The 15,106-nt window shown below is 70.7% G+C and carries 12 protein-coding genes; 7 read left to right on the plus strand and 5 right to left on the minus strand.

Annotated elements, in window-relative coordinates; all coding sequences use genetic code 11:
* Positions 1–10: 10 nt before the first annotated feature.
* Together NYO99_RS17375 and garD are read right to left on the minus strand one after the other, a co-directional pair.
* On the minus strand, positions 11–1,018 hold the full coding sequence (locus tag NYO99_RS17375; RefSeq protein ID WP_268168511.1) for a hypothetical protein: 1,008 nt from the start codon (positions 1,016–1,018) through the stop codon (positions 11–13).
* A 41-nt stretch (positions 1,019–1,059) separates the two neighbouring features.
* Positions 1,060–2,643, minus strand: a complete 1,584-nt coding sequence (garD, locus tag NYO99_RS17380) for a galactarate dehydratase (protein WP_268168512.1) — start codon at positions 2,641–2,643, stop codon at positions 1,060–1,062.
* Between the two features lie 117 nt (positions 2,644–2,760).
* On the opposite strand from garD, the gene NYO99_RS17385 reads away from it, so the two are divergent.
* The 5 genes from NYO99_RS17385 to NYO99_RS17405 all read left to right on the plus strand — a co-directional run bounded on the left by NYO99_RS17385 (position 2,761) and on the right by NYO99_RS17405 (position 8,664).
* Entirely contained in the window at positions 2,761–3,501 is a 741-nt protein-coding gene (locus NYO99_RS17385; RefSeq protein WP_268168513.1) for a FadR/GntR family transcriptional regulator, read from the plus strand.
* Between the two features lie 213 nt (positions 3,502–3,714).
* Complete coding sequence (gene kdgD, locus NYO99_RS17390) at positions 3,715–4,626, plus strand: 5-dehydro-4-deoxyglucarate dehydratase (protein ID WP_268168514.1); 912 nt, start codon at positions 3,715–3,717, stop codon at positions 4,624–4,626.
* Between the two features lie 48 nt (positions 4,627–4,674).
* The gene (locus NYO99_RS17395; RefSeq protein WP_268168515.1) at positions 4,675–5,637 is read left to right on the plus strand and encodes a Bug family tripartite tricarboxylate transporter substrate binding protein; all 963 of its coding nucleotides are present in this window, start codon (positions 4,675–4,677) and stop codon (positions 5,635–5,637) included.
* A gap of 118 nt (positions 5,638–5,755) precedes the next feature.
* Positions 5,756–7,084 (plus strand): glucarate dehydratase, encoded by a 1,329-nt coding sequence (gene gudD, locus NYO99_RS17400; protein ID WP_268168516.1) that lies wholly within the window; start codon positions 5,756–5,758, stop codon positions 7,082–7,084.
* A gap of 140 nt (positions 7,085–7,224) precedes the next feature.
* Positions 7,225–8,664, plus strand: coding sequence for an aldehyde dehydrogenase family protein (locus NYO99_RS17405; protein WP_268168517.1), 1,440 nt, complete (start codon positions 7,225–7,227; stop codon positions 8,662–8,664).
* A 21-nt stretch (positions 8,665–8,685) separates the two neighbouring features.
* Here NYO99_RS17405 and pelA read toward each other — a convergent pair whose 3' ends face one another.
* Positions 8,686–9,966 (minus strand): pectate lyase, encoded by a 1,281-nt coding sequence (gene pelA, locus NYO99_RS17410; RefSeq protein ID WP_268168518.1) that lies wholly within the window; start codon positions 9,964–9,966, stop codon positions 8,686–8,688.
* 93 nt (positions 9,967–10,059) lie between these two features.
* Here pelA and NYO99_RS17415 point away from each other — a divergent pair, with 93 nt between their 5' ends.
* A complete protein-coding gene (locus tag NYO99_RS17415) occupies positions 10,060–11,451 on the plus strand; it encodes a metallophosphoesterase family protein (protein WP_268168519.1) in 1,392 nt (463 codons plus the stop codon).
* Positions 11,452–11,649: 198 nt separating this feature from the next.
* Positions 11,650–13,083 (plus strand): S41 family peptidase, encoded by a 1,434-nt coding sequence (locus tag NYO99_RS17420; protein ID WP_268168520.1) that lies wholly within the window; start codon positions 11,650–11,652, stop codon positions 13,081–13,083.
* A gap of 64 nt (positions 13,084–13,147) precedes the next feature.
* Here NYO99_RS17420 and NYO99_RS17425 read toward each other — a convergent pair whose 3' ends face one another.
* Entirely contained in the window at positions 13,148–13,723 is a 576-nt protein-coding gene (locus NYO99_RS17425; protein ID WP_268168521.1) for a GNAT family N-acetyltransferase, read from the minus strand.
* Positions 13,720–15,000 carry an MFS transporter gene (locus tag NYO99_RS17430; protein ID WP_268168522.1) on the minus strand — a complete coding sequence of 427 codons (1,281 nt, stop codon included), beginning with the start codon at positions 14,998–15,000 and terminating at the stop codon, positions 13,720–13,722. The genes NYO99_RS17425 and NYO99_RS17430 overlap by 4 nt, the downstream gene beginning before the upstream one ends.
* Positions 15,001–15,106: the final 106 nt, after the last annotated feature.

The following is a 15,106-nucleotide window of genomic DNA, read 5'->3' on the forward strand; positions in this document are numbered from 1 at the left end:
CCTGGCGCCATCAACCCGAGCGCTTCTTGATCCGCTCGATGCCGGCCTTGGCCAGGTCCAGCGTGCGCTTGGCGGCGCCCTCGACCTGATCTGCCGAGGGCAGCTTCTCCTGCGCCCAGGCGGCAGCCTTCTGCACGCCCTGCTCGACCTGGCTCGCAGCCATGCTGGTCGCCGCCTGCAACTGTTCTGGCGTGGGCAGGCGCGCGCGTGTCCAGTCGGCCGCATCCTTGGCCGACGTGCCCAGTTGCTCGACCGCCTGGCCAGCACCCGACCTCGCCGTGGCCCAGGCCTTGGCGAGCGGGCCATCCGGCTCCTCGAGCAACAGGGCCAAGCTGGCGGCCAGCGCGGCCTCCTCGGCGCTCGTCAGCGGGCCACCCGCCTCCAGCAGCCGGCGCAGGAACTGGCCGACATCGGTGGCGATGGCCCGGTGGTTGCAGTCGGGGTTGGCATGCAGGAAGGCGGACAGCTCGGCCGCCATCTCGTCCACCGAGCCCTGCATGACGCCGGGCTCGATGCGCTCGATGGCGCGCGCCACGAAGCCGGCATCCAGGCCCCAGTCGTCCACCAGGTGCGCGGCCAGCGCGGCGCGCTCGGCCGGCTCGATGGCCCCGTCCACCGCCGCCAGTCGCAGCGCCAGCGGCGCGATGAGGTCGAACAGCGCCAGGCCCAGCGTGTCCAGCGGCGTGTTCAGGAACTTCGGGATCTCGATGACACGCTCGCCCTTGGTGTTGCCCAGCCAGCGGTACAGGCCGTAGCAGGCACCGCCCGACGCCAGCGCGGCGATGGCGACCCAGCCCACCGGCGTGGCGGCTGCGCCCAGCCCCATCGCGGCCGCCTTGGCCAAGGCGGCGCCGCCGCCAGCGGCACCCAGCACGTCCCAGATCTCGCGGGTGCGGTTGATCATGCGCAGCGACTTGTAGGCGTTCTCGCCGATGGCGAGCTTGGCCTTGAAGCGCAGGGGCTCGGCGACGACTTGGGTCACGCCGTCGAACACGACGACCGGGTTGTCCTGCTTCACTCGCGACCTCCGTGTGATGGAGGCGCCAGCATAGATCGTGATCAGGTCACCGGCGCCGGATTGAACAGCACCAGCGCGTTGTGCAGCTTCCAGTGCTCGGCCCAGGTCTTCTTGCGGCCCGAGGCCACATCGAGCAGGAACTGGAACATGGCCCAGCCGGTTTCCTCGATCGTCGCTTCGCCATCGGCGATGCGGCCGGCGTTGATGTCCATCAGGTCGTGCCAGCGGCGTGCCAGGTCGCTGCGCGTGGCGACCTTGACGACCGGGCATTCGGCCAGGCCGTAGGGCGTGCCGCGGCCGGTGGTGAAGATGTGCAGGTTCATGCCGGCGGCCAGCTGCAGCGTACCGCAGATGAAGTCGCTCGCCGGCGTGGCGGCGTAGACCAGGCCGCGCTGGTCACGGCGCAGCTTCTCGCCGGGCGACAGCACATGGCTGATGGCCGAGCTGCCGCTCTTGATGATGGAGCCCATGGCCTTCTCGGCGATGTTGGAGAGGCCGCCGGCCTTGTTGCCAGGCGTGGTGTTGGCGGCGCGGTCGACACGGCCGCGGTCCAGGTAGCGGTCGTACCAGCCGAGCTCGCGGATGATGGCCTCGGCCACTTCCGCGTTGGCGGCGCGGCTGGTGAGCTGCTCCACGGCGTCACGCACCTCGGTGTTCTCGCTGAACATGACGGTGGCACCGGCCCGCACCAGCAGGTCCGCGCAAAAGCCCACGGCCGGGTTGGCCGTCACGCCGGAGAAGGCGTCGCTGCCACCGCACTGCACGCCGACGATGAGCTCACTCGCCGGCACGGTCTCGCGGCGGCGCGCGTTCAGGCGTTCGAGGTGCGGCTTCGCGGTCTGCAGGATGTCATCCAGCATGGACATGAAGCCGACGTGCGCATCGTCCTGCAGGCAGACCGTCTCGGGGCCGGCGTCGGCGCCGCGCTCGTCGGTGATGGGGAAGGAGCCCGGCGGCAGCAGGCGCGCGGGCTGCAGCTTCTCGCAGCCCAGGCTCACCACCATGACCTCGCCGCCGAAGTTGGGGTTCAGCGAGATGTTCTTCAGCGTGCGGATGGGGATGATGGCGTCCGGCGCGTCGATGGCCACGCCGCAGCCGTAGCTGTGCTCCAGGCCGATGACGTCGTCGACGTTGGGATACAGCGGCAGCAGCTCGGCCTTGATGCGCGCCACGGCCTGCGCGACGACGCCGGCCACGCACTGCACGGTGGTGGTGATGGCCAGGATGTTGCGCGTGCCCACCGAGCCGTCGGCATTGCGGTAGCCCTCGAAGGTGTAGCCGTCCAGCGGCGCGTGCACGGGCGGCGTGACCGTCGCCAGGGGCAGGCCCTCCAGCGCGCGGGCCGAAGGCATCTGCAGCAGGCGCTCGTGCACCCAGCTGCCGGCGGGGATGGCCTTGAGCGCGTAGCCGATGGGCACGCCGTAGCGCAGCACCACGTCGCCTTCGGCGAAGTCCGTCAGCGCGACCTTGTGGCCTTGCGGCACCTTGTCCCGCAGCACCAGGCCGGCGCCGGGCACCCCGGCCGGCAGCACGGTACCTGCCGGCAGGCCACCGTCGTTGGCGACGATGGCGACGTTGTCCTCGTCGCGCATGCGGATGGTCAGCGGGGGGTTTACGGCATTCATGGCGGGCGTCGCAGTGGCTACAGTGGGAACAGCTTCTGTTGTACGTCGTCTAGTTGTCGTACAACTCACCTCACTGTAGACGCCTTGCCTGTTTCAAATCCCCGGGAAAACCCGCGAATGCACGCTTCCACCGCCCGCCGCCGCCCGCGCACGCTGGCCCTTGAACTCGTCGAACGTTTCAGCGACCGCATCCGCGGCGGGCAGTTGCAGGCCGGCGAGAAGCTGCCCACCGAGGCGGCCATCATGGCGGACTTCGAGGTCAGCCGCACGGTGGTGCGCGAGGCCCTGTCCAAGCTGCAGGCCGCCGGCCTGGTGGAGACCCGCCACGGCATCGGCACCTTCGTGCTCGGGCCCGGGGACGGGCCGTCGTTCAAGATCACGCCGGAGCAGTTCGGCACGCTGCAGGACGTCATCGCGGTGCTGGAGCTGCGCATCGGCCTGGAGACCGAGGCTGCCGGCCTGGCCGCGCAGCGCCGCACGCCGGAGAACCTGGCCTCGCTGCGCCGGGCCTTGGACGCGGTGATCGCGGCCGTCGAGGCCGGGCAGGACTCGGTGGCGGCCGATTTCCAGTTCCACCTGGAGATCGCCCGCGCGACGCAGAACAGCCACTTCGCCGACCTGATGACCACGCTGGGCGCGCAGATCATCCCGCGTGCGCGGCTGGAGCCGGCGGCGGAGATGAGCGCCGAGCGCCAGGCCTACATGCGCCGCGTCAACACCGAGCACGAGAACATCCTGGACGCCATCGCCAGCCAGGACGTCGAATCGGCGCGCGCAGCCATGCGCACCCACCTGTCCAACAGCCGCGAACGCCGCCGCCGAGCAACTGAGGCCCCTCGTCCGGTCTCGCCCGGCTGAACGCTGGCGAGCCCAGCCGGTCCCCCGAGGGGACGGCGCTGCTTGCGGCGTTGAGCCGCAAGCACATCGCCCAAAGCGGGCCGGCTTGGGGCGGCCCGGCGCTCGGCCCGCAAAGCAAAACGAAGTGCGGGTTTCCTCCAATCCGTGTGGATTTGATTCAAGTTGTACGATGACCTACAACTTATTCGTCATCACTTCCACGGAGACCCGCCCATGTCACCCCAAGAACTCAAAGCCGTCCTCGAAGCCGGCCTGCTGTCCTTCCCGCTGACCGACTTCGACGCCCAGCTGAACTTCAACCCCAAGGGCTATGCCGACCGTCTGGAGTGGCTGCAGCCCTACGGCGCCTCGGCGTTGTTCGCGGCCGGCGGCACGGGCGAGTTCTTCTCGCTGGAGCCGGGCGAGTACAGCGACATCATCAAGGTGGCACTGGACACCTGCCGCGGCCGCACACCCATCCTGGCCGGCGCCGGCGGTGGCACGCGCGTCGCCATCCAGTACGCGCAGGAGGCTGAAGCGCTGGGCGCGCAAGGCATCCTGCTGCTGCCGCACTACCTGACCGAAGCCAGCCAGGAAGGCCTCATCAATCACGTCGAGGCCGTCTGCAAGAGCGTGAAGTTCGGCGTCGTCGTCTACAACCGCGGCGCCTGCAAGCTGACGCCGCAATCGCTGCAGATCCTGGCCGACCGCTGCCCCAACCTGATCGGCTTCAAGGACGGCCTGGGCGACATCGAGAAGTTCGTCGCCATCCGCCAGACGCTGGGCAACCGCTTCGCCTACCTCGGCGGCCTGCCGACGGCCGAGGTCTTCGCCGGTGCCTACAAGGCCATGGGCTGCCCGGTGTACTCGTCCGCCGTCTTCAACTTCATCCCCAAGACGGCGATGGAGTTCTACAACGCGCACGCCGCGAACGACACGGCCACCTGCGACCGCCTGATCCGCGACTTCTTCCTGCCCTACCTGGCCATCCGCAACAAGGGCGAGGGCTATGCCGTGTCCATCGTGAAGGCCGGCGCCACGCTGATCGGCCACAGCGCCGGCCCGGTGCGCCCGCCGCTGTCGGACCTGCTGCCGGCCGAGGTGGAAGCGCTGTCCGCCCTGATCGCCAAGCTGGGCCCGCAGTAACGCGCCCGCGGCCCCACCACGACAAAACACATCCCCAGGAGACAACCCATGAAGCGACTGCTGACCTCCGTGCTGCTGAGCCTTGCCGCCACCGGCGCCGCACTGGCCCAGGCCTGGCCTGCCAAACCCGTGACGCTGCTGGTGCCCTTCCCGCCCGGCGGCTCCACCGACGCCATCGCCCGCGTGCTGGGCAACAAGCTGCAGGAGCGCCTGGGCGGCAGCTTCGTCATCGACAACCGCGGCGGCGCAGGCGGCACCATCGGCACCACGGCCGTCAAGCGCGCCGCGCCCGATGGCTACACGGTGCTGGTCACATCGCTGGGCCCGCTGGTCATCGGCCCGCACCTGCTGAAGAACCTGCCCTACGACCCGACCAAGGACCTGGACTACGTGACCGTCGCCGTGCAGGCGCCGAATGTGCTGGTGGTGCCCGCCGCGTCGCCGCACAAGACCATGGCCGAGGTGCTCGCCTTCCTGAAGGCCCACCCCGAGAAGATGAGCTTCGCGTCGTCGGGCAACGGCTCCAGCGACCACATCACCGCCGAGCTGTTCTGGCAGCAGACCGGCACCTCCGGCCTGCACATTCCCTACAAGGGCGGCGGCCCCGTGATGACCGACCTGCTGGGCAACCAGGTGGACGCCAGCTTCATGAACATCAACACCGCGCTGCCGCAGATCAAGGCCGGCAAGCTGCGCGCGCTGGGCATCACGAGCGCCAAGCGTTCGCCGGTGCAGCCCGACGTGCCGACCATGGACGAGCTGGGCATCAAGGGCCTGCAGGTCTACTCGTGGCAGGCCGTGGCCGCGCCCAAGGGTCTGCCGGCCGACATCAAGGGCAAGCTGCACGCGGCCATCGTCGCCACGCTGAACGCGGCGGACGTGAAACCCAAGCTGCTGGAGCAGGGCTTCGAGATCGTGGCCAACACGCCCGAGCAGTTCACCGCCTTCCAGGCCGCCGAGTTCGAGCGCTGGAAGAAGGTCATCACCGATCGCAAGATCACTGCAGATTGATTGAGCCCACCCCCGAGGCGCTCACGCGCCTCCCCCTCAAGGGGGCGCACCCAATGGCCTGGCAAAGCCAGTTCCATGGGTGCCACTTGGTGGGGCACTACATCTTTGAAGTACTGATATGACCTCGACCCCCGTCATCAAAGAGCTGCGTGTCATCCCGGTCGCCGGGCGTGACGGCATGCTGCTGAACCTCAGCGGCGCGCATGCGCCCTTCTTCACGCGCAACCTGCTCATCCTCACCGACAGCGCCGGCAACACCGGCGTCGGCGAGGTGCCGGGCGGCGAGAAGATCCGCCAGACGCTGGAGGACGCCCGGCCGCTGGTCGTGGGCCAGCCGGTGGGTTCGCACCTCAACGTGCTGCAGCGCGTGAGCCAGGCCTTCGCCGACCGCGACCGCGGTGGCCGCGGCCTGCAGACCTTTGACCTGCGCACCACCATCCACGCCGCCGCGGCGATCGAGTCGGCCTTCCTGGACCTGCTGGGCCAGCACCTGGGCCTGCCGGTGGCGGCCCTGCTGGGCGAGGGCCAGCAGCGCGAGTCGGTGGAGATGCTGGGCTACCTGTTCTTCATCGGCGACCGCACCAAGACCGACCTGCCCTACCACTCGGAGCCCGACGCCGACAACGCCTGGTGCCGCCTGCGCCACGAAACGGCGATGACGCCCGAGGCCATCGTCAAGCTGGCCGAGGCGGCGCGCGAGCGCTACGGCTTCAACGACTTCAAGTTGAAGGGCGGCGTGCTGCGCGGCGACGAGGAAGTGGACGCCGTGCGCGCGCTGCACGAGCGCTTCCCCGACGCCCGCGTGACGCTGGACCCGAACGGCGGCTGGCTGCTGAAGGACGCCATCCGCCTGGGCCAGCAGATGCGCGGCGTCGTCGCCTACGCCGAAGACCCCTGCGGCGCCGAGGAGGGCTTCTCGGGCCGCGAGGTGATGGCCGAGTTCCGGCGCGCCACCGGCCTGCCCACGGCCACCAACATGGTGGCCACCGACTGGCGCCAGTTCCAGCACGCGCTGTCGCTGCAAAGCGTGGACATTCCGCTGGCCGACCCGCATTTCTGGACCATGGCCGGCTCCGTGCGCGTGGCCCAGACCTGCCGCGACTGGGGCCTGACCTGGGGCAGCCACTCCAACAACCACTTCGACGTGTCGCTGGCGATGTTCACGCACGTCGGCGCCGCCGCGCCGGGCAAGGTCACGGCCATCGACACGCACTGGATCTGGCAGGACGGCCAGCGGCTCACCAAGGAGCCGCTGCAGATCGTCGGTGGCCATGTGGCGGTGCCCAAGAAGCCGGGCCTGGGCGTGGAACTGGACATGGCGGAGGTCGAGAAGGCCCACCAGCTGTACAAGCAGCACGGCCTGGGCGCGCGCGATGATGCGATCGCGATGCAATACCTGATCCCCGGCTGGACCTTCAACCCCAAGCGCCCCGCGCTCGATCGCTAGAAACTAGCCCACCCCCGACCCGCTTCGCGGGCCCCCTCAAGGGGGCGCACCCCGTGGCCTGGCAAAGCCAGCGCCACGGGTGCCGCTTGAGGGACCGGGCCGCACAGCGGCCCTTCACTGAACACCTCTGAGAGTCTGCGATGTACAAGAACTTGATCAACGGCGAATGGCTGGAAGGCCACAGCGTCTCGCGCAACATCAACCCGTCCGACACGCGTGACCTGATCGGCGAGTACGCCCAGGCCGACGCGGCCCAGGCCGACCTGGCCATCACGGCCGCCACGGCCGCCTTCCCGGCCTGGAGCCTGAGCACGCCACAGCAGCGCTTCGACATCCTGGACGCCGTGGGCACCGAGATCCTGGCCCGCCGCGCCGAGCTCGGTGACCTGCTGGCCCGTGAGGAAGGCAAGACGCTGCCCGAGGCCATCGGCGAGGTCGTGCGCGCCGGCAACATCTTCAAGTTCTTCGCCGGTGAGGCGCTTCGCCCGGGCGGCGAGAGCCTGCCCTCGGTGCGCCCCGGCGTCGGCGTGGAAGTGACGCGCGAAGCCATCGGCGTCGTCGGCCTCATCACGCCGTGGAACTTCCCCATCGCCATTCCGGCCTGGAAGATCGCACCGGCGCTGGCCTGGGGCAACACAGTGGTCTTCAAGCCGGCCGACCTGGTGCCGGGCTCGGCCTGGGCGCTGGCCGAAATCCTGTCGCGCGCGGGCCTGCCGGCCGGCGTGTTCAACCTCGTCATGGGCCGCGGTTCGGTGGTCGGCGAGCGCCTGCTGCACGACCCGCGCGTGGCGGCCGTCAGCTTCACCGGCTCGGTCGCCACGGGGCAGAAGGTCGCCGCCGCCTGCGTGTCCCGCATGGCCAAGTTCCAGCTGGAAATGGGCGGCAAGAACCCGATGATCGTGCTGGACGATGCCGACCTGGGCGTCGCGGTGAACGCCGCTGTCAACAGCGGCTTCTTCTCGACGGGCCAGCGCTGCACGGCGTCCAGCCGCCTCATCGTCACCGACGGCATCCACGACCGCTTCATCGCCGCCATGGTCGAGAAGATGAAGGCGCTGAAGATCGACGACGCCCGCAAGGCCGGCACTGACATCGGCCCCGTCGTCGACGCCAGCCAGCTCGGCCAGGACGTCGACTACATCGGCATCGCCAAGGCTGAAGGCGGCACGCTGGCGCAAGGCGGCGAGCGCATCGAGACCAACGCCGACGGCGCGCCGGGCTTCTACCTGACGCCCGCGTTGATCACGGGCACGACGCCCGAGATGCGCATCAACCGCGAGGAAGTGTTCGGCCCGGTCGTCAGCGTCATCCGCGCCCGCGACTACGAGCACGCGCTGGCACTCGCCAACGACACGCCCTTCGGCCTGGCCGCAGGCATCGCGACCACGTCGCTGAAGCACGCCACGCACTTCAAGCGCCACTCGCAGGCCGGCATGGTGATGGTCAACCTGCCGACGGCGGGTGTGGACTATCACGTGCCCTTCGGTGGCCGCAAGGGCAGCAGCTACGGCCCGCGCGAGCAGGGCCGGCATGCCGCCGAGTTCTACACAACGGTCAAGACGGCCTACACCCAGGCCTGATCAGACCGGGCGCCCCTGCGCTCAGCGCGGGGCCCAGGCCTCGTAGGCGTCCAGCGTCTTCTGCGGCCAGCTGCCCCACCAGGCATAGCCGCGGCGGCGCTCGGCGCTGATGTCGTGCACGTCGTCGTGCAGCGACTTGTCACGGTCGCCGAACACCGGCTTCAGCGTGGCGGCGTCGTAGTAGCGCGACCACAGCGGGCCGGCGCCGGGCTGCTCGACGAGGCGCTTGCCCTGCTGCGCGTCCACCATCACCCAGACGCGGTCGCGCACCGCCAGGCGCTTGAGCATCGCCACGCCACCCTTCACGGCCGCCACGACGGCCGGCGACGGCGCGGGCATGGCCATCAGGTAGGCCAGCACCTGCGCGCTCTCGCCGCTGCTGAGCGCGGGCGGCTCGTAGTTGCGGGCCGAGGTGGGCACCAGCGTCAGCACGTCGTGCTGCTGTGCCCACAGCGCAGGCTGGCCGTCGATGCGGACCTGCAGGGCCAGCAGCAACTGCACCGCACGTGCCTCAGCCGCGGCCAGCTCGGCGCGCAGCGCGCCGCCCAGGAAGGCCAAGCCGGCCTCGCCGCGCGACGCCATGCCCAGCAGCGCCATCACGTCGATCATGGCGTTGTCGTTCAGCGTGATGGCATCGTGATAGCCGCCCTGCAGCGGCCACACCTGCGGCCAGCCGCCGTTGGGGTACTGCGCCGCCAGCAGATAGCGCAGGCCGCGCTCGGCCGCCTGACGGTAGGCGGCGCCCGCGTCGCCCGGGTGCGCCTGCGCCATGCGCGCCAGGAAGCGGATCTCCCAGGTCGTCGCGTCGTTGTCGATGGTGCCCACGTAGCTCCAGTGGCCGGGCTTGTCGAAGTCGCCCGGCGACGGCGCCTTGGGGTTGCCGTCGGCCACATAGGCCTGGCCACGCTGGCGGGGCGCGGCGTCGCGCGGCTGGTTCTTGCCCCAGCCGCCGGCCGGCGTCTGGTAGCTCAGGATGTTGCGGGCCACGGCCCGTGCGGGCTCGCTGGCGTACCAGTCTGTCGGCCGGTCCAGCGGCATGCTGGCCGCGCCATTGCCGCTCTGCGGCGGCGCCGGCAGCTCGGCCAGGCCCTGGCGCTCGGCGGCCAGCGCAGCGCGGTCGGCAGCGCGCTGCGCATCGGAGCGCGCCAGGTAGGCCAGCCAGGCCGCCCGCTCGGCGAGAGGCAGGGCCGCCACGCGTGCGGTGGTCAGCGCCTCGGCAGGCGGGATGGTGCCGATCTGGGCGGCGAAGGCCGACGAGGACAATGCCAGCGCAAGCACGGCAAGACGGTGGGCGAGAGGCATGGCGGGCAGCGAAGTGGGCGTGGCCGGCAATCTAGCGGCCGCGCGCCCTGCGCCGGGCGCTAATCTCCCGCCGCTCACACAGTTGATCGACACATGATTCATCGCGCGCGTTTCTGGGCCGGGCCCGCCCTGACCACCCTGCTGGCCGTGGCCGGCTGCGCCCACCCGCCGCCGCCTGCACCGCCCGCCGCGCCCGTACCGCTGGGCGTACAGCAAGCCTGGGTGCAGGCCGTGGCCGGCCCCGGCTGGCAGGTGCGCGCCCTGACCGACGAGGCCAGCTGCCCCATGCTGAGCTGGGCCGGCGGCCAGGCCCCGATGACACCGCGCAGCGAGCCCGGCGAGGTGCCGCCGCCGCCCGGCAACACCCAGCCCGAGCGCAAGCCCACCAGCTTCACGCTGCGGGCCTGCGAGGCCGCATGGCCGGTGGGCGTCGCCAGCGTGCAGTTGGGCCAGTTCACGCTGCGCGCACCGGCGCGGGAACTGCGCCGCATCGTCGTCATCGGCGACACGGGCTGCCGCTTGAAGGCCTCAGATGACGCCTGGCAGCCCTGCAACGACCCTGGCCAGTGGCCCTTCGCCCGCATCGTGGCGCGCGCGGTCGCGCTCAAGCCCGACCTGGTGGTGCACGTGGGCGACTACCACTACCGCGAGAGCCCCTGCCCGGCCAGCCAGCCCGGCTGCGCCGCCAGCCCCTGGGGCTATGGCGACGACGCCTGGCAGGCCGACTTCTTCCGCCCCGCCCGCGCGCTGCTGGCCGCTGCGCCCTGGGTGTTCGTGCGTGGCAACCACGAGTCCTGCCGGCGCGCCGGCCAGGGCTGGCTGCGCTACCTGGACGCGCAGACCGGCGCCGCCCGCGCCTGCGCGCCGGCCGCCGACGGCGTCGACGAGGGCGACTTCACGGCGCCGTTTGCCGTGCCGCTGTCCTCGCGCAGCCAGCTCATCGTGTTCGACTCGGCCGACGTGGGCAGCCGACCCCCAGCGCGCGGCTCGAGCGCCTGGACGCGCTGGCGCGAGCAGCTCGACCAGGTGGCGCTGCTGGCGGGCCAGCGTGCGCAGAGCCTGTTCGTCAGCCACCACCCCAGCCTGGCCTTCGGCCCCAGCACCAGCGGCCGCCCCGAGCCAGCCCGCTCCGGCCTCACGCCGCTGCTGCAGGACGCCCAGCCCGGACGCCTGTTCCCGCCCGGCGTGCAGGCCACGCTGCACGGCCACCTGCACATCCACCAGCTGCTGGGCTTCGCCAGCAACCACCCGGCCAGCCTGGTCATCGGCAATGGCGGCTCGGCCGCCGAGGGCCGCCTGGACGCGCGTACCGCGCAGCAGGCACAGCCACTGCCTGGCGCCCGCGTGGAAACCTTCCAGAGCCACACCGACTTCGGCTTCACGCTGCTCAGCGCCACGCCGCAGGGCTGGCGGCTGCAGGCCTACGACGCGCTGGGCCAGCCGCTGGCCAGCTGCACGCTGGCGGGCCAGAAGCTGCGCTGTTGACGGCCGCTGCCCGGCCTGACTTCCGGCACCCGGCCGGGGCCGCGCGGCGGCCGCAACAGCCGGCCAATCCGCCAATTCGGCCCGTATCTGAAGGGTTTCCGGCGGGTAAATCGGCCGTCTGCCGCCACCCCCACGCTTACACTCGGGCCACCTGTCAAGGTGTGTCGACAGGATCACGCAGATAGAGGACTCGGCCGCATGAGCTCGAAGTTGAAAGTCGCTGGTTGGGTGGCCCTGGGGGCGCTGGCGGGTGGCCTGACCACCATGCAACTGCAGGCCAATGCGCGCAGCAGCCTGTCCCCGCTGCCGCTGGATGAAATGCAGCAGCTCGCCGCCGTGTTCGGACTCGTCAAGGCGGAGTACGTCGAGCCGGTCGACGAGAAAAAGCTCATCAACGACGCCATCTCCGGCATGGTGTCCGGCCTGGACCCGCATTCCCAGTTCTTCGACAAGAAGTCCTTCAAGGAATTCCGTGAAGGCACGTCCGGCAAGTTCGTCGGCGTGGGCATCGAGATCGGCATGGAAGACGGCCTGGTCAAGATCGTCTCGCCCATCGAAGGCTCGCCCGCCTTCCGCGCCGGTCTGAAGAGCGGCGACCTCATCAGCCGCATCGACGACACCGCCGTGCGCGGCCTGTCCATCGACCAGGCCGTCAAGAAGATGCGCGGCGACCCGGCCACCAAGGTCAATCTCACCATCTACCGCAAGGCGGAGAACCGCAGCTTCCCCGTCACCATCGTGCGCGAGGAAATCAAGGTGCAGAGCGTGCGCGCCAAGGTGGTGGAGCCCGGCTACGCCTGGGTTCGCGTGAGCCAGTTCCAGGAGCCGACGGTCGATGCCTTCGTCAAGAAGGTCGAGGAGATCTACAAGCAAGAGCCCAAGCTCAAGGGCCTGGTGCTGGACCTGCGCAACGACCCCGGTGGCCTGCTGGAAGGCGCCGTGGCCATCTCGGCAGCCTTTCTGCCCAAGGGGGTGGAGGTGGTGTCCACCAACGGCCAGATCCCCGAGTCCAAGGCCACCTACAAGGCCGACCCCGACGATTACCGCCGCCGCGGCGGTGACGACCCGCTCAAGCGCCTGCCCGTCGCGCTGAAGACCGTGCCGCTGGTGGTGCTGGTCAACGAGGGTTCGGCCAGCGCCAGCGAGATCGTGGCCGGCGCACTGCAGGACCACAAGCGCGCCACCATCATGGGCGCCCAGACCTTCGGCAAGGGCTCGGTGCAGACCATCCGCCAGCTCGGCCCGGAAACCGCGCTGAAGATCACCACCGCCCGCTACTTCACGCCGCAGGGCCGCGCCATCCAGGCCAAGGGCATCACGCCCGACGTGCTGCTGGACGAGACCGCCGAGGGCAACGTTTTCGCCGCACTGCGCACGCGCGAAGCCGACCTGGAAAAGCACCTCGCCAACGGCCCCGAAGATAACGACGCCCGCCAGAAGGCCCGCGAGGAAGCACGCGCCAAGCTGGAGGCCGAGTACGCCAAACGCGCCGAACCGCCCAAGCCGCTGCCGGAGTTCGGCTCGACGGAGGACTTCCAGCTCGCACAAGCGCTGAACAAGCTCAAGGGCCAGCCCGTCATCGCAGCCAAGGCCGCGACCGAGCGCAAGGCCGAGGCCAAGCCGGCCGAGTGATCGTCGAACCGGCCGCACGCCGCTTGAACACGGGCTCCCGACGGAGCCCGTTTTTCATGGCACCTCAGCCGGCGATGCGCGCGTAGACCGCGGTGTCGCGCGGCGTGCCGTCCACACCCAGCGCATCGTGGCGCAGCACGCCCTCCAGCGCGAAGCCCGCGCGCTCGGCCACCGCGCGACTGCGCGTGTTGCGCGCGTCGCAGCGGATCTCCACGCGCAGCGCCGCGAGCCGGTCAAAGGCCAGTGCCGTCAACAGCTGCACGGCCTCGCCCACCAGGCCCTGGCCGGCCGCATCGGGCCGTATCCAGTAGCCGATCTCGAAGCGGCGCACCGTCCAGTCGATGCGGTGCAGGCCCGTGCCGCCCAGCAGCCGCCCCGGGCTGCCATCGGCGCGGCGGGCATGGAGGTGAAAGCAGAGATCCCGCCGCGCGATGAAGTCCGCATGCATGCGGCGCACCACGGCCTCGGCGCTGGCGGCCGAGGGTGGCTCCTGCGCCCAGGCCATCCACGGCCGCAGGTGCGACAGCGACTGCGTGACCACCAGCGCCATCTCGGCGCCTGCGCCGGCACGCGGCATCAGCAGCAGCGTGCGCGGTCCGTCCAGCCGCTCCGGCACGTCCAGCAGCACCGGGTCGCTCATGCCGTGGCCACCTCCACCGGCTTGGGCAGTTCGCGCACGCTGCGCAGCACCGGGTGCCGCCAGGCCCACAGCCCCACCAGCACGCAGCCCGCGCCGGCAAAGCCCAGCGCCGCGCGCAGGCCCAGGTGCTCGCCCAGCCAGCCGCCCAGCAGCGCGCCGGGTGCTGCCGGCAGCAGGATGAGCCAGCGCATGGTGCTCGTCATGCGGCCCAGCATGGGCGCGGGCGTGACGGCCTGGCGCAGCGACAGGAAGTTGATGAACATCAGCACCGCGCCGACGCCCCAGGTGAACAGCATCAGCGCGAAGCTGGCCACGCCCCAGCCGCCGGCCGGCGCAAAGGCCAGCTGCAGCCAGGCCAGGCCGCACAGCAGAAAGCCCAGCAGCAGGCAGGGCCCGGGCCCCATGCGGCGGCTGATGCGGTGGCCCAGCACGCTAGCCAGCACCGTGCCGGCGCCGATGGCGACGTAGGACCAGCCCACCGTCTGCGGCGCCAGCTTGAGCTCGCGCGTGGCCAGCAGGATCTGCGTCACCAGCGCGGCGTTGTGGAAGAGGTTCCAGCAGGCCATCAGCATGGCCATGGTCACCAGCAACCGCCGCTCGCGCACGAAATGCAGGCCGGCCTTCAGCTCGCGCCAGAAGTCCTGCGCCTGGCGCACGGGCAGCGTCTCTTCGACGCGGATGCCGCGCAGGATGAGCACGGACAGCGCCAGCATCAGCGCGTCCACCGCCAGCGCCAGCGGCGCACCCACCAGCTTGATCAGCAGGCCGGCGAGGCCCGGCCCGGCCACCTCCGCGCCCGACGAGGCCAGCGCGTTCTTGGCATGCGCCTCCACCAGGCGCTCGCGCGGCACCACCTGCGTCAGCACGATCTGCGCGGCGCTGCCCGCCGTGGTGTGCACGGTGCCGATGACGAAGCTGACCAGATACAGCCACGGCATGCCCAGCAGGCCCAGCCAGGCCGCCAGCGGCACGGATGCCACAGCCAGTGCCAGCACGGCCTCGCCGACGATGTAGACCGGCAGCTTGCGCACCCGGTCCAGCAGCACGCCGGAGGGCAGCGAGAACAGCGCGAACGGCAGCACGCCCAGCGCCTGCAGCAGGCCCATCTGCGTGGGGCTGGCGTCCAGCAGCACGGCGGCCGTCAGCGGCAGCGCCAGCAGCGTGATCTGGCCGCCCAGCGACGCGCACAGGATGGACGTCCACAGGCGCCGGTAGACGGCGTCGCGCAGCAGGTCGTTGGGAGCGAGGGCGAAGAAGGAACGCAGGCGGGACAACATGACGGCAAGGACTGGCAGGCTCGACGGAGCAAAAGCGCCCCGGCGGGGCGCGGCGACGCGGCGCAGGCGCGTCAGTCGAGATCGAGCAGCTTGGTCACGCGTGCCA

This window comes from Roseateles hydrophilus, from assembly GCF_026712245.1.
GTDB classification, from domain to species: domain Bacteria; phylum Pseudomonadota; class Gammaproteobacteria; order Burkholderiales; family Burkholderiaceae_C; genus Pelomonas; species Pelomonas hydrophilus.